At 68.8% G+C, this 16,015-nt stretch carries 15 protein-coding genes; 11 read left to right on the top strand and 4 right to left on the bottom strand.

What is annotated here, in order from left to right:
- The first annotated feature begins 44 nt into the window (after positions 1 to 44).
- The 7 genes from PV679_RS21750 to pstB all read left to right on the top strand — a co-directional run bounded on the left by PV679_RS21750 (position 45) and on the right by pstB (position 8,443).
- On the top strand, positions 45 to 2,273 hold the full coding sequence (locus PV679_RS21750; RefSeq protein WP_319682018.1) for an RNA degradosome polyphosphate kinase: 2,229 nt from the start codon (positions 45 to 47) through the stop codon (positions 2,271 to 2,273).
- Complete coding sequence (locus PV679_RS21745; RefSeq protein ID WP_319682017.1) at positions 2,260 to 3,276, top strand: CHAD domain-containing protein; 1,017 nt, start codon at positions 2,260 to 2,262, stop codon at positions 3,274 to 3,276. The genes PV679_RS21750 and PV679_RS21745 overlap by 14 nt, the downstream gene beginning before the upstream one ends.
- Positions 3,273 to 3,734: an NUDIX hydrolase gene (locus PV679_RS21740; RefSeq protein WP_319682016.1), complete on the top strand. Its 462-nt coding sequence runs from the start codon at positions 3,273 to 3,275 to the stop codon at positions 3,732 to 3,734. The genes PV679_RS21745 and PV679_RS21740 overlap by 4 nt, the downstream gene beginning before the upstream one ends.
- Before the next feature lie 566 nt (positions 3,735 to 4,300).
- On the top strand, positions 4,301 to 5,434 hold the full coding sequence (gene pstS, locus PV679_RS21735) for a phosphate ABC transporter substrate-binding protein PstS (protein ID WP_319682015.1): 1,134 nt from the start codon (positions 4,301 to 4,303) through the stop codon (positions 5,432 to 5,434).
- A gap of 113 nt (positions 5,435 to 5,547) precedes the next feature.
- Positions 5,548 to 6,537: a phosphate ABC transporter permease subunit PstC gene (gene pstC / locus PV679_RS21730; RefSeq protein ID WP_319682014.1), complete on the top strand. Its 990-nt coding sequence runs from the start codon at positions 5,548 to 5,550 to the stop codon at positions 6,535 to 6,537.
- A complete protein-coding gene (gene pstA / locus PV679_RS21725) occupies positions 6,534 to 7,613 on the top strand; it encodes a phosphate ABC transporter permease PstA (RefSeq protein WP_319682013.1) in 1,080 nt (359 codons plus the stop codon). Before pstC ends, pstA begins: the two co-directional genes overlap by 4 nt.
- A 53-nt stretch (positions 7,614 to 7,666) precedes the next feature.
- Entirely contained in the window at positions 7,667 to 8,443 is a 777-nt protein-coding gene (gene pstB / locus PV679_RS21720; protein ID WP_319682012.1) for a phosphate ABC transporter ATP-binding protein PstB, read from the top strand.
- A gap of 282 nt (positions 8,444 to 8,725) precedes the next feature.
- Here pstB and PV679_RS21715 read toward each other — a convergent pair whose 3' ends face one another.
- Positions 8,726 to 9,724, bottom strand: coding sequence for an inorganic phosphate transporter (locus PV679_RS21715; protein ID WP_319682011.1), 999 nt, complete (start codon positions 9,722 to 9,724; stop codon positions 8,726 to 8,728).
- Between the two features lie 5 nt (positions 9,725 to 9,729).
- Positions 9,730 to 10,350: a DUF47 domain-containing protein gene (locus tag PV679_RS21710; protein WP_319682010.1), complete on the bottom strand. Its 621-nt coding sequence runs from the start codon at positions 10,348 to 10,350 to the stop codon at positions 9,730 to 9,732.
- Between the two features lie 199 nt (positions 10,351 to 10,549).
- Between PV679_RS21710 and PV679_RS21705 the strand changes: the two genes are divergently transcribed.
- Complete coding sequence (locus PV679_RS21705; protein ID WP_319682009.1) at positions 10,550 to 10,903, top strand: metal-sensitive transcriptional regulator; 354 nt, start codon at positions 10,550 to 10,552, stop codon at positions 10,901 to 10,903.
- Between the two features lie 64 nt (positions 10,904 to 10,967).
- Here PV679_RS21705 and PV679_RS21700 read toward each other — a convergent pair whose 3' ends face one another.
- Together PV679_RS21700 and PV679_RS21695 are read right to left on the bottom strand one after the other, a co-directional pair.
- Positions 10,968 to 11,174, bottom strand: coding sequence for a hypothetical protein (locus PV679_RS21700; protein ID WP_319682008.1), 207 nt, complete (start codon positions 11,172 to 11,174; stop codon positions 10,968 to 10,970).
- A 248-nt stretch (positions 11,175 to 11,422) separates the two neighbouring features.
- On the bottom strand, positions 11,423 to 12,250 hold the full coding sequence (locus tag PV679_RS21695; RefSeq protein ID WP_319682007.1) for a hypothetical protein: 828 nt from the start codon (positions 12,248 to 12,250) through the stop codon (positions 11,423 to 11,425).
- 564 nt (positions 12,251 to 12,814) lie between these two features.
- Here PV679_RS21695 and PV679_RS21690 point away from each other — a divergent pair.
- The 3 genes from PV679_RS21690 to PV679_RS21680 all read left to right on the top strand — a co-directional run bounded on the left by PV679_RS21690 (position 12,815) and on the right by PV679_RS21680 (position 15,871).
- Positions 12,815 to 14,413 (top strand): FAD-binding oxidoreductase, encoded by a 1,599-nt coding sequence (locus tag PV679_RS21690; protein ID WP_319682006.1) that lies wholly within the window; start codon positions 12,815 to 12,817, stop codon positions 14,411 to 14,413.
- Between the two features lie 133 nt (positions 14,414 to 14,546).
- A complete protein-coding gene (locus PV679_RS21685; protein WP_319682005.1) occupies positions 14,547 to 15,182 on the top strand; it encodes a hypothetical protein in 636 nt (211 codons plus the stop codon).
- Between the two features lie 2 nt (positions 15,183 to 15,184).
- The gene (locus PV679_RS21680; RefSeq protein WP_319682004.1) at positions 15,185 to 15,871 is read left to right on the top strand and encodes a sortase domain-bontaining protein; all 687 of its coding nucleotides are present in this window, start codon (positions 15,185 to 15,187) and stop codon (positions 15,869 to 15,871) included.
- Positions 15,872 to 16,015: the final 144 nt, after the last annotated feature.

Genomic DNA, 16,015 nt, shown 5'->3' with positions numbered 1-16,015 from the left:
TCTCCGACGCGCCTGTAATGCCCTCAGCGCGGAAGAATGGGGATATGAGCCAGCAGCCCGCCGAGGTCCCGGCACAGCATTCCCAGCCGTCCGTCGGTTTCATAGCCGCCCACCGGCCGCACACCGTCGCCTCGGGCGGGTCCGACCTCGAACCAGATCTCGACGCCGACCTCGACGCCTACGAGGAGGAAGGCGGACCCGACGACGCGAAACTGCCGCACGGGCGGTTCCTCGACCGCGAGCGGAGCTGGCTCGCCTTCAACGAACGCGTCCTCGAACTCGCCGAGGATCCCGCGACACCGCTTCTCGAACGGGCTAACTTCCTCGCCATCTTCGCGTCCAACCTGGACGAGTTCTTCATGGTCAGGGTCGCCGGCCTCAAGCGGCGCATCGCCACCGGCGTCGCCACCCGGTCCGCGTCCGGCCTCCAGCCCCGCGAGGTCCTCGACCTGATCTGGACCCGCTCCCGCGAGCTCATGGCCCGGCACGCCGCCTGCTACCAGCAGGACATCGCACCGGCGCTCGCCGACGAGGGCATACACATCATCCGCTGGCCCGAGCTGACCGAGAAGGAGCAGGCCCGCCTCTTCACGCTCTTCCGCCAGCAGATCTTCCCGGTCCTCACGCCGCTCGCCGTGGACCCGGCGCATCCCTTCCCGTACATCTCGGGCCTCTCGCTGAACCTCGCGGTCGTCGTCCGCAATCCGGTCAGCGGCCACCGCCACTTCGCGCGGGTCAAGGTGCCGCCGCTGCTGTCCCGCTTCCTGGAGGCCTCACTCCAGCGGTACGTACCGCTGGAGGATGTCATCGCCGCCCACCTGGAGGAGCTCTTCCCCGGGATGGAGGTCCTGGCGCACCACATGTTCCGGGTCACGCGCAACGAGGACCTGGAGGTGGAGGAGGACGACGCCGAGAACCTCCTCAAGGCGCTGGAGAAGGAGCTCATGCGGCGCCGCTTCGGGCCGCCGGTCCGCCTGGAGGTCGAGGAGTCCATCGACCCGTACGTCCTCGACCTGCTGGTCCGCGAGCTGAAGGTGTCCGACTCCGAGGTCTATCCGCTGCCGGGACCGCTGGATCTCACGGCCCTCTTCGGGATCTCGGCGCTGGACCGGCCCGAGCTGAAGTATCCGAAGTTCATCGCCGGCACGCACCGCGACCTCGCCGAGGTGGAGTCCGCCTCCGCACCGGACATCTTCGCGGCCCTGCGCGAGCGGGACGTCCTGCTGCACCATCCGTACGACTCGTTCTCGACCTCCGTCCAGGCCTTCCTGGAGCAGGCCGCCGCCGACCCGGACGTGCTCGCCATCAAGCAGACGCTGTACCGGACGTCCGGCGACTCTCCGATAGTCGACGCGCTGATCGACGCCGCGGAATCCGGCAAGCAGGTCCTCGTCCTCGTCGAGATCAAGGCCCGCTTCGACGAGCAGGCCAACATCAAGTGGGCGCGCAAGCTCGAAGAGGCCGGCTGCCATGTGGTGTACGGCCTGGTCGGTCTGAAGACCCACTGCAAGCTCTCCCTGGTGGTCCGGCAGGAGGGAGAGAATCTGCGCCGCTACAGCCATGTCGGCACCGGCAACTACCATCCGAAGACGGCACGGCTCTACGAGGACCTCGGTCTGCTCACCGCGGACCCGCAGGTCGGCGCGGACCTCTCGGACCTGTTCAACCGGCTCTCCGGCTACTCGCGCCGGGAGACCTACCGCCGGCTGCTGGTCGCTCCGAAGTCCCTGCGCGACGGACTCATCTCCCGTATCAACAAGGAAACCGCGCACCACCGCGCGGGCCGTCCCGCCTATGTCCGTATCAAGGTCAACTCGATGGTCGACGAAGCGGTCATCGACGCCTGCTACCGGGCTTCCCAGGCCGGAGTGCCGGTCGACATCTGGGTCCGCGGCATCTGTGCCGTACGGCCAGGAGTCGCCGGTCTCTCCGAGAACATCCGGGTCCGCTCGATCCTGGGCCGCTTCCTTGAACACTCCCGGGTCTTCGCCTTCGGCAACGGCGGAGAGCCCGAGGTCTGGCTCGGCAGCGCCGACATGATGCACCGCAATCTCGACCGCCGTATCGAAGCACTGGTCCGGGTCACCGACCCGGCCCACCGCGCGGCACTCACCCGGCTGCTGGAGACCGGGATGTCCGACACCACCTCTTCCTGGCACCTCGGCGCGGACGGCAACTGGACCCGGCATGCCACGGATGCGGAGGGTCAGCCGCTGCGGAACATACAGGAAATGCTCATAGACGCCCGGAGGCGCCGGCGTGCAGCACCATGAAGTGGACACCGACCGGCTGACAGCGGGTGAGGTCCTGGCCGGGTATCTGCACTCCCGCGCCGGCGATTTCCTGCGCAGCCTGCGGATGTACAGCGAGAGCGGCTCGGACACCGCGGCGGCCGAGGCCGCCGCGCGTGCTCTGCGCGCGGCGGCGCGCAGAATAGGCGGCGGCCTGCACACGTTCCGGCCGCTGCTCGACCCGGTCTGGGCCGACCAGCTCCGTACGGAGCTGGGCTGGCTGTCCGGCACGCTCGCCCAGGAACACGCCTGCACGGCCAGGCTGCACCGGCTGCTCGGCGCGCTGGCACGGCTCTCCGGCGCCTCGCCCATACCCGCGCCCGGAACGGAAACCGCCCCGGGCGGTCAGCCACCGGGCGCGCTCACCGTCGGAGCGTCGCGCGCCGGAGCCCTGCTGGAGCGCCAGCTCACTCTCGCGCGGACCCGCGCGCACTCTGCGGCGCTCCAGGCGCTCGGCTCGTCCCGCTTCCACGCGGTCGCGGACGGCGTGGCCGTGCTGGCCTCCGAGGTACCGCTGGCACCGATGGCGTCGGCGCCGGCCGTCGAGGTGCTGGCCGGACCCGGCGAAGGCACCGAACGACAGCTCCTGGACGGCGTGGCCCGCCTGCCGCTGGCGCGCGCCGCACATCCGTACAACGCGGAGGCCCTGGTCCATGGACTGGCCACCGCCTCGGACGGCGAGGCGCAGGACGCGCCCTGGCATCAGGTACGGCAACTGCTGCGGCTGCACCGGTACGCGCAGGAGGTGTGGTGCGCCGGCGGCGCACCGGATCCGGTACTGCTGGGCGCGCTGACGGCCCTGGACCGGCACCGCGACGCGGCCGAGGCGGCCGCCGCCGCGGCGAACGCGGCCCGCACACCACGCATCGCTCCGGCGACCGCCTACGCCCTGGGCGTACTCCACGCCGACCAGCGCCATGAGGTCGAGGCAGCACGCTTCGCCTTCCAGCAGGTGTGGCAGCAGGTGGCGGCGACCGCCCCATGAACACGGCAGTGAACGGAAACGGCGACGGAGGAGAGAGCGTGCCGGCGGACGGCGGGAAAGACGTCGTGGTCGCGGCGGGCTGTGTGCTCTGGCGCCACTCGGAGGACGAGGACGGCGGCCCGGAGATCTGTCTGGTGCACCGGCCCAAGTACGACGACTGGTCGCATCCGAAGGGCAAGCTCAAGCGCACGGAGGACGTCCTGGCCGGCGCCCTGCGTGAGGTGCTGGAGGAGACGGGCCACCACTGCGCGCCCGGCCCACGGCTCGGCACCGTCCACTATCTGGCCCAGGGCCGTCCCAAGGAGGCCACCTACTGGGCGGCCGAGGCGACCGACGGCGCCTTCACGCCGAACGACGAGGTCGACCGCATCGTCTGGCTCCCGCCTGCGGCGGCCCGCGAACGCCTGACGCAGCCGAGGGACCGCGTCCTGGTGGACGCGCTGTTGCGCGCGCTGTAGGAGGAGAGGAGCTTTCTTTTTTTGGGCTCGGTTCGCCTCCGGGCGCCTCATGCCACTGCCGACGGTCGACCGTGCTCGGTTCGTTCGTACCTCACGAACCTCCGCGCGCTCTCCCTTACGACAGCGGCGCGCCCTTCGGCTCACTCGCCGGCGGTCGGCAGGAGGCGGGCGATTCTGCGGCTCCTGCTCGGCCGTGTGGGTTTGCTGCTGCCGACCGCGTGGCGAGTGAGCCGAAGGGGCGCGGCCCCGTCGAAAAGGAGAGCGCGCGGAGGCCGTGAGGAACGAACGGCCGAGCACGGTCGACTGTCGACGGGGTCTTCCAGCGCCCCGGAGGCGAACCGAGCCCCAAAAGTAAGGCCGCTACCCCATCTGGGTGAGCTTTTGCGTGCCGCACCAGGCCGTATGCCATGGTTCACCTTCCGTTCACTCGCCCCCGTCGACGCCTTCACCTGATCTGCCTAATTTCGGACTTACACGGTGACCGGCTCAGCGCCACACCAACCACCCCGACGCACGCCGCCGTAGAAAACACTCAGGCCGGCGGCTCCTGGAAGGAAACACCCGAAGTGAAGCTTCAGCGCAAGAACGGGCTGCGCGCCACCGCGCTCGGTGCCCTCGCCGTCTCCGGCGCCCTGGTTCTCACGGCGTGCGGTTCGGACGACAACAGCGGCGACACCGGCGCCTCGACGAAGCCGACCAGCGCCGCCGCGAACGCCATATGTGACGGCGCCAAGGGTCAGCTCCTGGCCTCCGGTTCCAGCGCGCAGAAGAACGCCATGGACCTCTGGATCAAGAACTACATGGCCACCTGCTCCGGCGTGGCGGTCAACTACAAGTCCTCCTCCTCCGGCGAGGGCATCATCGCCTTCAACCAGGGCACCGTGAGCGTGGCCGGCTCCGACTCGGCGCTCAAGCCCGAAGAGGTCGCCGACTCCAAGAAGATCTGTGAGGGCGGCCAGGGCATCAACCTGCCCATGGTCGGCGGACCGATCGCGATCGGTTACCACCTGGAGGGCGTGGACAGCCTCGTCCTCGACGCTCCCACGCTCGCCAAGATCTTCGACACGAAGATCAAGAACTGGAACGACCAGGCGATCTCGAAGCTCAACCCGGGCGTCAAGCTCCCGAACAAGCCGATCCAGGCGTTCCACCGCTCCGAGGACTCCGGCACCACGCAGAACCTCGGCAAGTACCTGGGCGCCACCGCCACGTCCGACTGGAAGTACGAGGCCGAGAAGAAGTGGCCGGCCCCCGGTGGCCAGGCTGCCTCCGGCTCCGCCGGTGTGGCCACGCAGGTGAAGCAGGTCGACGGCTCGATCGGTTACTTCGAGCTCTCCTACGCCACCTCGCAGCAGATCTCCACCGTCCAGATCAACACGGGCGCCAGCGCCCCGGTCGAGGCGACGTCGGAGAACGCGTCCAAGGCCATCGCCGCCGCCAAGGTCAAGGGCACCGGCAAGGACCTGGCGCTCGACCTCGACTACACCACCAAGGCCGACGGTGCCTACCCGATCGTCCTGGTGACGTACGAGATCGCCTGCGACACGGGCAACAAGCCCGAGACGCTCGCCACGGTCAAGTCCTTCCTGACCTACACGTCCAGCGACGAGGGCCAGAAGGTTCTCTCCGAGGCCGGCTACGCGCCGATCCCGGCCGAGATCAACGCCAAGGTCCGCGAGACGGTCGCCTCCCTCTCGTAGTCCCTCAGTGACGGCCGCCGGCCCGGCGTGATCCTCCGGGCCGGCGGCCGTCCACCCATCCGGTGCACCGCCGCCAGGGGAGTCTCCGCTCCCTCACACAGACCGGAAAGACCATGGCTTCCACGACACCGATCGACCATCCTCCCGCCCCGCCTGTCCGCCGCCCGTCGGGCTCCACAGGCCGCGCGGGCGACAAGATCTTCTCGGGCCTCTCCAGGGGCTCGGGCATTCTGCTGCTCGTCATCATGGCGTTGATCGCGGGGTTCCTGACCTACCGCACCGCCATCGCCATCTCCAAGGACGAAGGCAACTTCCTCACCACCTTCGACTGGAACCCTGCCGCGACGCCGCCTGTCTTCGGCATCGCGGTTCTGCTCGTCGGCACGCTCGTCAGCTCGGTCATCGCGATGATCATCGCGGTCCCGATCGCCGTCGGTATCGCGCTGTTCATCTCGCACTACGCGCCGCGGCGACTGGCCGCGCCCATCGCCTATGTCGTGGATCTGCTGGCGGCCGTGCCGAGCATCATCTACGGCATCTGGGGCGCCGTCGTCCTGGTGCCGTATCTCGACGGCCTGAACCTCTGGCTCGACCACTACTTCTCGTGGACGTACATCTTCGACCAGACGCAGCCCGGCGTGGCCCGCAACATGCTGACCGTCGGCATCCTGCTGGCGATCATGATCCTGCCGATCGTGACCAGCGTCAGCCGTGAGGTCTTCCTCCAGGTCCCGCGGATGAACGAGGAGGCGGCCCTCGCGCTGGGCGCCACCCGCTGGGAAGTCATCCGGCTGTCCGTCCTGCCTTTCGGCCGCTCCGGTGTCATCTCCGCGTCGATGCTGGGACTCGGCCGCGCGCTCGGCGAGACGATGGCCGTCGCCACGGTCCTCTCGCCGAACTATCTGATCTCGCTCCATCTGCTCGACCCGGGCGGCGGCACGTTCGCCCAGAACATCGCGGCGAAGTTCGACGAGGCCAATGAGCTCGGGCGCGACGCCCTGATCGCCTCCGGTCTGGTGCTCTTCGTCCTCACCCTGCTGGTGAACGGCGCGGCCCGCCTGATCATCGCGCGCCGCAAGGAGTACTCGGGGGCCAACGCATGAGCCACGCAGCCATACAGAACAAGCCGGCTCCGGTGCCGCCCGTGGGCGGGAAGGAAAGCCTCAGCCAGCGCAGCCTGCCGAGCTGGGCCCCGGCCGGCTTCGCCGCCGTGGGCATCCTTCTCGGCGTGGGCATCGGTGCCGCCGCCGGTCTGGAGTCCAAGGTCCAGTGGGGCCTGATCGCCGTCATCGCCTTCGTCGCCGTCTCGTACATCGTCACCTCGGTGGTCGAGAACAAACGACAGGCCAAGGACCGCCTCGCCACCAGCATCGTCTGGGTGTGTTTCGTCCTCGCGGTCATCCCGCTGTTCTCGCTGCTCTTCACCACCATCAGTCGCGGTGTGAAGGTTCTCGACCCGTACTTCCTGAGCCACTCGATGGCCAGTGTCCTGAGCACACAGCCGGGCGGCGGTGTCTACCACGCGCTGGTCGGCACGCTGGAGCAGGTCGGTATCGCCACCGTCATCTCCGTACCGATCGGGCTGCTGACCGCCGTCTATCTGGTGGAGTACGGCAAGGGCGCGCTGGCCAGGGCCGTGACGTTCTTCGTGGACGTCATGACCGGTATCCCGTCCATCGTCGCCGGTCTGTTCATCCTGTCGATCATGCTGCTCGCCTCGATCGAGGGATCCGGTCTGATGGGCTCGCTCGCTCTGACGATCCTGATGATCCCGGTCGTGGTCCGCTCCACCGAAGAGATGCTGAAGCTCGTACCGAACGAGCTGCGCGAGGCCGCACTCGCGCTGGGTGTACCGAAGTGGCGCATGATTCTCAAGGTGGTCCTGCCGACCGCGATCGGCGGTATCACGACCGGTGTGATGCTCGCCGTCGCGCGTGTCGCCGGTGAGACCGCGCCGATCATCCTGCTGGTCTTCGGCGGCCCGTTCATCAACGGGAACCCCTTCAGCGGTCCTCAGTCGTCGCTTCCCTTCTACATCTTCGAGCAGTACAAGACCGGCGAAGTGGCGTCGATCGACCGCGCCTGGGCCGCCGCTCTGGTGCTGATCGCCTTCGTCATGATCCTCAATCTCGTAGCCCGCGGCATCGCCCGCTGGAAGGCCCCGAAGACCGGCCGCTGAGGCCTCGATATCCGGCTCCGCCGCGCGGGGCCACGAAAGAAGCAGTGATTCAGATGGCCAAGCGAATCGACGTCAGCGGACTCTCCGCCTACTACGGCTCCCACCGGGCGATCGACGACATCTCGATGACCGTGGAGCCCCGCTCCGTGACCGCCTTCATCGGCCCGTCCGGCTGCGGCAAGTCCACCTTCCTCCGCACGCTCAACCGTATGCACGAGGTCACTCCCGGTGGCCGCGTGGAGGGCAAGGTCCTCCTGGACGACGAGAACCTCTACGGCTCCAACGTCGACCCGGTCGCCGTGCGCCGTACGGTCGGCATGGTCTTCCAGCGTCCCAATCCCTTCCCGACCATGTCGATCTTCGACAATGTCGCGGCGGGCCTGCGGCTCAACGGCAAGGTCCGCAAGAGCGAGCTGTCGGACGTCGTCGAGAAGTCCCTCAAGGGCGCCAACCTCTGGAACGAGGTCAAGGACCGCCTGAACAAGCCCGGTTCCGGTCTCTCCGGCGGCCAGCAGCAGCGCCTGTGCATCGCCCGCGCCATCGCGGTCGAGCCGGATGTGCTGCTGATGGACGAGCCGTGCTCGGCGCTCGACCCGATCTCCACCCTCGCCATCGAGGATCTGATCGGCGAGCTGAAGGAACGGTTCACGATCGTCATCGTGACGCACAACATGCAGCAGGCGGCGCGCGTCTCGGACCGTACGGCCTTCTTCAACCTCTCCGCCGTCGGCCAGCCCGGCAAGCTCATCGAGATCGACGAGACCGAGCGGATCTTCGCCAACCCGTCCGTCCAGGCGACCGAGGACTACATCTCCGGCCGCTTCGGCTAAACCGCGAAGGCCCTCGGCCGACCGAGCCGTCCTGCGGTGCTGCATGGCGGTGCCACCGCAAGGCGATGGGCCCGCCCCCTCTCCCAGGGGGCGGGCCCATTTTTTTCCGGCTTTTCGCGTCCGGACTCTTGGCGTCCGGCTTTTCGCGTCCGGCGCGGATACGCGTACGGGCACGGCTCAGCCGGCGCGGTACGTGTGATGAGTACGGCTGGTCCGAGTGCGCTGGAGACCGGTCGTCTTCACGGTCCCGTCCAGGCTCGCCGGAGACCTCCGGCCGGCCGGTCAGCCGAAGGCCAGATTCACGATCCAGAAACTCAGCGCGGCGACCAGCGCGGCGGCCGGCATCGTGATGAACCAGCCGAGGATGATGTTCTTCGCGACGCCCCATCGCACCGCGTTGACCCGCTTGGTCGCTCCGGCGCCCATGATCGCCGAGGTAATGACATGCGTCGTCGAGATCGGCGCGTGGAACAGGAACGCCGAGCCGAACATGATCGACGCGCCGGTCGTCTCCGCCGCGAAGCCCTGCGGCGGGTCCAGCTCAATGATCTTGCGGCCCAGCGTCCGCATAATGCGCCAGCCGCCCGCGTACGTACCGAGGGACAGCATCAGCGCGCAGACGATCTTCACCCAGACCGGGATCGCGTCGCTGGAGTCCTCCACATCGGCGATGACCAGCGCCAGCACCACCACACCCATCGTCTTCTGCGCGTCCTGGAGGCCATGGCCGAGTGCCATTCCCGCCGCCGAGACGGTCTGGGCTATCCGGAAACCGCGCTTGGCCTTGTGCGGGTTGGACTTCCTGAATATCCACATGATCGCCACCATCACCAGATAGCCGACGATCAGACCGACGACCGGTGAGACGAACATCGGAATGACGATCTTCTCCAGCACTCCGGACCAGATCACATCGGTCCCGCCGGCGAGCGCCGCGCCCACCATCCCGCCGAACAGCGCGTGGGACGAGGAGGACGGAAGACCGTAGTACCAGGTGACCAGATTCCAGACGATCGCACCGACCAGCGCGGCGAAGAGGATACCCATCCCGCGCCCCCCGGTCGGCGTGGCGATCAGTCCCTCACTGACGGTCTTGGCGACGCCCTGTCCCAGGAACGCGCCCGCGAGATTCATCACCGCCGCCATCGCCAGAGCGGCCCGGGGCGTCAGTGCCCGGGTGGAGACCGAGGTCGCGATGGCGTTCGCGGAGTCGTGAAAGCCGTTGGTGTACGTGAAGCCGAGCGCGACACCAATGGTCACGACAAGTGCGAAGGTGTCCACGAGGTTCAGGACTCCTTGACCGCGATGGTCTCCACCGTATTCGCGACGTGCTCGAACGCGTCGGCGGCCTCTTCAAGCACATCGACGATCTGCTTGAGCTTGAGCACCTCCATCGCGTCGTACTTGCCGTTGAAAAGATGGGCCAGCAGTTTGCGGTGGATCTGGTCGGCCTGGTTCTCCAGCCGGTTGACCTCGATCCAGTACTCGGTGAGGTTGTCCATCGTGCGCAGGTGCGGCATGGCCTCCGCGGTCAGCTCGGCCGCCCTGGCCAGCACCTCGATCTGCTGCTCGACACCCTTGGGCAGCTCCTCGACGTTGTAGAGGACGACCAGATCGACCGCCTCCTCCATGAAGTCCATGATGTCGTCGAGCGAGGAGGCGAGGTTGTAGATGTCCTCGCGGTCGAAGGGCGTGATGAAGGAGGAGTTGAGCTGATGGAAGATCGCGTGCGTGGCGTCGTCACCTGCGTGCTCCGCTGCCCGCATCCGCTCCGCGATCTCGGCCCTGGCGGAGGAATCCGCCCCGAGCAGTTCCATCAGGAGCTTGGAGCCCGTGACGATGTTGTCCGCGGATGCGGCGAACATGTCATAGAAGCTCGTCTCCCTGGGGGTCAGACGAAATCGCACGGGTGGTCCTCGGGGTACATAGGTTTCGGTCAGGCTGATGCTAGGTGCACCATCCGGCCACGGTAACCGGCAAGTCCCCAGTGTCGCCCATAGGGCAAGGTGGTGAGCACAGAGCCTCTGCTCCATGAATCACAGAGGGGTACGATATACCCATGCCGGGTATATGACCCCGCTTCGGGCAGCACAGCAGGAGGACGCGATGACGACCACGGAGACGGCCGGCGCGGCGACAAGCGAGGCGCCCTCCGTCATGACTGATCACGACCGGGGAATCCACGGCTACCACAAGCAGAAGGACGAGCACCTCAAGCGGCTGCGCCGGATCGAGGGCCAGATCCGCGGGCTCCAGCGGATGGTCGACGAGGACGTCTACTGCATCGACATACTGACCCAGGTCTCCGCCTCCACCAAGGCCCTTCAGTCCTTCGCGCTCCAGCTCCTGGAGGAGCACCTCCGCCACTGCGTCGCCGACGCGGCGGTCAAGGGCGGTGACGAAATCGACGCGAAGGTGGAGGAAGCGACCAAGGCGATCGCCCGTCTGCTCCGCACCTGACACGTCCGGGACGACGGCCCGGGCTCATGGCACGGGCCGGCTTCCGGTACGGACCGGGGCACCGTCATTCCCGGCAGCAGCCCGTCCGTCGAGGGAGCCGGGCCGGAGCGGGACGCTCGGCCGTGACGTTCAGCACTTCATCGATCCGGTCCGGACTGAGCCGCTCGCCGTCCGCGGCGGACGCGGCGATCATCAGATCGCCGCACAACTCGATCTCGGCCAGGGCCACGTGGTCCTGAACGGTCGGCGTACGCAACGGAGCCACGTGCAATCACCTCTTCCTGCCAGTGTCGGCTTCCTAGCGTAGGGAGCGTGATACACACCGCGCATGGCACGTCCGGACCATTTCCGCCTTGGTCCTCCTGGCTTACGGCTTGATTTGATCTTGCCGGGTCCCGCCTTGATCCCTCCAGGCCCGCCGGGTCACGTCTTGATCTCGCCACGCCTCGATCTCGTCACGCCTTGATCTCGTCACGCCTCAATCTCGCCACATCTTGAGCTCGTCACGTCTTGAGCTCGTCACGTCTTGAGCCGGCCGGCGAAGATGTCGTCGCGCGGCGGCAGTGTGATCACGACCGGTGCACCGAACGCGTACAGCAGTGTCGTCGACGCCACAGCGACGGTACGCCCCTGGTTGACATAGCTGAACTGGTGCCTGACCTTGCGCAACCGGCCGGCCTCGTCCAGATAGGCGTCGAACGGCACGGTGTCCTCGGCGAATCCGCGCGCCGCCGCCGCCAGCGCGCCGCGCGCGTACGGCGGCGCGGCCTTCGCGGCCCGACCGATGGTCGTCACTCCCCGGTAGTGCCACACCCGGACACCGGCCAGATCCTGCTCTCCGACAAACATCACATTCCGGGCGCCACGCAGCAGTTCGGCGGCGGTCAGCGGATCGGTCGCTCCGCCGGTGACCAGATTCCCGTCCTCCAGCGAGGTCGAATCGATCCTGACCCATTTGTCGGCGGGCACTCCGGCCCCTCGGTTCTTCATGTACAGCGCCGCGGGCGACAGCAGTTCGGTGATCGGACGGTGCTCGCTCGCACCCGCGGGATCCTTGGGCAGGACGACCCTGAGCTGTCCCATCCGCTTGCCGAAGTCGTATCCGCCTTCGCCCCGGATGGTGACCCGGGTCCCGCCCGCGGCCATCTCCATGGACGTACGGGCCTTCGAACTCCCTTCGGCGAGCAACACGTCGGCCGCCTTCCGCACCGCTCCGGGATCGCCGCCGGACCGGGCGTCGGCCATGGCACCGACGCCTCCGGAGCATCCGGCGGCCGCGGCCACGACCCCCGCCACGGCCACGACGGCGAGCGCCGCGCCCCTGTGTCTGTGCTGCCGCACCACCATCGCCTGCCAACCCCCAACGCCCGACCGCCGCTTGTCCGAAGCCCCACCCGTCCCGCATAACGACGGCCCGCGCAGCCCGTCACGCCGGTCTCGATCACGGCGCGCCGCCACGCCGGTACGGTGGACCTGTGAGCGAGTCAGAGATCTCTGGTCCCCCCGCCGCCGCGTCGCCTCCTCCCGCTTTGTCCCACACCACTTCCACCGTCGAACGTGGTTCTTTCTGTCTGGCCCGCTGCACCTGCGGCTGGTCGGGACCCGCCCGCAGATCACGCGACCTCGCCCGTACGGACGCGGCCTCCCACGCGCCGCCGCACTGACGCGGACCTGGTGAAGCCATGTCCAAGCCTTGCCCAAGACATGACGAAGAGCTGACGAAGCCTTGGCATGAGCCTGGCCCGGTGCTGCCTACGGTTCCCGGGTAGACGCGAGGGAGTGCACAAGCACCACCCGCATCATCCGCACCACCCGCACCACCCGCACCACGGAAATCCGTGCGTCCGCGACCTCTTCCTCATCGGAGACGGCGCCCGCGCGTCACCGGGTCGTCCCTCAGGAGGTCGCCACATGGAACGGCGCACACTGCTCACCGCCGCGGCGGCCGCCGTCACAGCCGCCGCCGCGACCGCCTGTTCCGGCGGTGCCACGGACAACGGAAAGGGCGGACCTGCTCCCACCCGTCGCGGCGCCACGGCCTCCAGCGGCGCTCCGACGGCGAGCGCCTCCGCCGGAGCGCCCAGTTGGAGCGCGCTCGCGAAGGGGCTCGACGGAGATCTCGTACGGCCGGACGACGCCGCGTACGAGACGGCCCGGCTGCTCTACAACACCCGCTTCGACAGCCTGAAGCCCGCGGCGGTCGCCTATGTCTCCGGCGAGGACGACATCAAGGAGTGCCTGGCCTTCGCCCGTACCCACCGGACGCCGGTCTCCATCCGCAGCGGCGGCCACTCCTACGCGGGCTGGTCCAGCGGCAACGGCCGTCTGGTCATCGACATATCGAAACTCGACTCGCTCGACCACGCCGCCTCCGACGGCACCGTCGGCGCCGGCGCCAGGCTCTCCGACGTCTACCGGACTCTCGCGGACCGCGGTCGTACGATCCCCGCCGGATCCTGTCCCACCGTCGGTGTGTCCGGCCTCACTCTCGGCGGCGGACACGGCGTCGCCTCCCGTGCCTACGGTCTCACCTGCGACAGCCTCACCTCCGCCACTCTCATCACGGCCGACGGCAAACGGCTGACCGCCGACGCCGAGCAGAACACGGACCTCTTCTGGGCGCTGCGCGGCGCGGGAAACGGCAACTTCGGTGTCGTCACCGAACTCCGCTTCCGCACGCATCCCGCGCCCGCGACCGTCTCCGCCTTTGTGAACTGGCCCTGGTCGAAGGCCGAGACCCTGCTCGCCGCCTGGCAGAAGTGGGGCCCGGACCAGCCCGACGAGATCTGGTCGTCCCTCCATCTCTCGGCCGGTCCGGGCGGGGCCACGCCCACCGTCTCCCTCTCCGCCTTCACCCTCGGCAGCGAGTCCGACCTCAAGAACGCCCTCGACCGCCTCGCCGACGGTCCCGGCGGTCCCGGTCCGGCGAGCTCCGTGGCGCTGCGGCCGCGCGGATACGAGGAGGCGATGCTGGTGTACGCGGGCTGCTCGGGCTTCACCGCCGAACAGTGCCGGCTGCCCGGCACCACTCCGGGCCGCGGTGAACAGGGCGCCCTCCAGCGTGAGACGTACTCCGCGGCCTCGGACTTCTTCGACCGCGACCTCTCGCCCGCCGGTCTGCGCGCCCTGGTCTCCGCCACCGAGGACTTCACCCGGATCCCGTCCTCCCAAGGCGGAGGCAGCGGTTCCATCGCGCTCACCGCGCTCGGCGGGGCGATCAACCGGGTGGATCCGCTCGCCACGTCCTTCGTCCACCGGCGCTCGCGGATACTGACGCAGTACATCGCCTCCTGGCAGCCCGGAACCCAGGGCCAAACCCAGCAGGCATGGCTGAAAAGCACCCATGGCGCGATGCGCCGGCACGCGTCGGGCGCGGCCTACCAGAACTACATCGATCCGACGCTGACGGACTGGCGCACGGCGTACTACGGCGCCGCCGCGGACCGGCTGACCCGGCTGAAGAGGCAGTACGACCCCGAGCGCCTGTTCGACTTCCCGCAGGCGCTCTGACCCTCGCGTTCCCGGCCGGCCCGTAGCTCGAACGGCCCACCGAAGTGGCCGTACGGGCCGCCCGGCGATCCTCTGTACATAGGAATAAGAGGGGGACACACCCGACTCGCGAGGACGGACCATGCACGGACACATGCACGGACCCATCCATCGAAACGGACCCCGGATAGCCGCGGCGCTCAGCACGGCCGCCGTTCTGCTCACGCTCGCCTCCACCGCCGCCACGTCGGTGGACAAGCCGGCCGGGCCGAACCGGCTGACGCCCGTCAGCACCTCGGCGGACCGCGCACCGGCCGGCCGGAACGGCGAACCGCTGTCGCCCGCGAAGGCACAGCCGACGCCTGCCGCGAGCGCCTCCGACTCCGCCGGTGGCACCGCGTCCGCGCTGGCGTCCGCCTCCGCGCGGGCCTCGGCCGACGCGATGGCATCAGGGACAAGAGCGCCTGCCGCGCCCGACGTGGTCACGGCGACCGTGACCGCGACATCGACGATGAACGGCGTGGTCGCGACGGCCACCGCGACCGTCACCGCGACAGCGACGAACGGCACCGGCGAGACCGGCGCCGGCCTGCCGTCCGCGGGCACCTTGCAGATCACTCCGTCCGGCGCGGCGCGAGGAGGCGCCGACCACATGAACGCCACCGATTCGTCGGAGCCCTCCGGAGCGACCGAACTCGCTCTCGTCATCAGCGTCACAGCGTCGGCAGCGGCCGGCACGATCCTCGTGGTACGCCGCCTCCAGCGCCGCGCCACGGGTGGCCGGCACTGACCATGGCCAGAACGGCGGGACTCGTGGTCACGGCGGACCGGGCGATCAGAGCGCTCCTGACGGTGGCGGCCCTCGGCCTGGTGGCCGCCGTACTGCTGCACGCGTTCCCGCGGCGGTCCGCACCTCCGGCGACCGCCGCCGAACCCCGCGCCGTCCATGTCACGGACCCGCCCACCGCACCCGCACGGCTGCGCATCCCGAGGCTCGGCATCGACGCGGACGTCATGGCGCTCGGGCTCGATCAGAAGGGCGCACTGGACGCTCCCGGTTTCCGCAACGCGATGAAGGTCGGCTGGTACGCCCTGGGTCCGCGCCCCGGCGAGCGCGGCCCGGCCGTACTGGTCGGCCACCGGGACGCTCCCACCAACCCGAACAGCACCGAGATCAGGCCCGGCCGGCCCGGCATCCGCAACGCGGTCTTCGCCAAACTGGGCCGGCTGCACCCGGGCGACCGGGTCCTGACGGAGCTGGGAGACGGCAGACAGCTTCCGTTCCTGGTGACGGCCGTCGACACGTATCCGACCAAGGCCTTCCCGACGGAAAGGGTCTACGGTCCGGTGTCCACTCCGCAGCTACGGCTGATCACCTGCGGCGGCCTGATCGACGAGCGAGGCCACTGGGACTCGAATGTCGTCGTCAGCGCCGTCGCGATCCCGCAGCCTGACCGCGACCAGGCGGTTACGGGCTAGCGTCTTTCGTTTGCATCGGGCTGGATCTGGGAGCGGCCCAGGCCCTGTCTGACACATGGCGCCGTCCGCCCGGAGGGCGGGGCCTGCGACGTCTGGTGCGTGCGATCCCAAGGCGGAGGATCATCCGTGTACTGGACGTACTCG

The sequence above is a fragment of the Streptomyces sp. AK02-01A genome, from assembly GCF_033795305.1.
Lineage (GTDB): Bacteria > Actinomycetota > Actinomycetes > Streptomycetales > Streptomycetaceae > Streptomyces.
The sequence above is the reverse complement of the archived record's forward strand: the minus strand, read 5'-3'. Positions and strand labels throughout refer to the sequence as shown.

Coding starts and splice junctions, on each gene's coding strand:
- PV679_RS21750 (WP_319682018.1), top strand. CDS start 45: ATGAGCCAGCAGCCCGCCGAGGTCCCGGCACAGCATTCCCAGCCGTCC.
- PV679_RS21740 (WP_319682016.1), top strand. CDS start 3,273: ATGAACACGGCAGTGAACGGAAACGGCGACGGAGGAGAGAGCGTGCCG.
- pstC (WP_319682014.1), top strand. CDS start 5,548: ATGGCTTCCACGACACCGATCGACCATCCTCCCGCCCCGCCTGTCCGC.
- pstA (WP_319682013.1), top strand. CDS start 6,534: ATGAGCCACGCAGCCATACAGAACAAGCCGGCTCCGGTGCCGCCCGTG.
- pstB (WP_319682012.1), top strand. CDS start 7,667: ATGGCCAAGCGAATCGACGTCAGCGGACTCTCCGCCTACTACGGCTCC.
- PV679_RS21705 (WP_319682009.1), top strand. CDS start 10,550: ATGACGACCACGGAGACGGCCGGCGCGGCGACAAGCGAGGCGCCCTCC.
- PV679_RS21695 (WP_319682007.1), bottom strand. CDS start 12,250: ATGGTGGTGCGGCAGCACAGACACAGGGGCGCGGCGCTCGCCGTCGTG.
- PV679_RS21690 (WP_319682006.1), top strand. CDS start 12,815: ATGGAACGGCGCACACTGCTCACCGCCGCGGCGGCCGCCGTCACAGCC.
- PV679_RS21685 (WP_319682005.1), top strand. CDS start 14,547: ATGCACGGACCCATCCATCGAAACGGACCCCGGATAGCCGCGGCGCTC.
- PV679_RS21680 (WP_319682004.1), top strand. CDS start 15,185: ATGGCCAGAACGGCGGGACTCGTGGTCACGGCGGACCGGGCGATCAGA.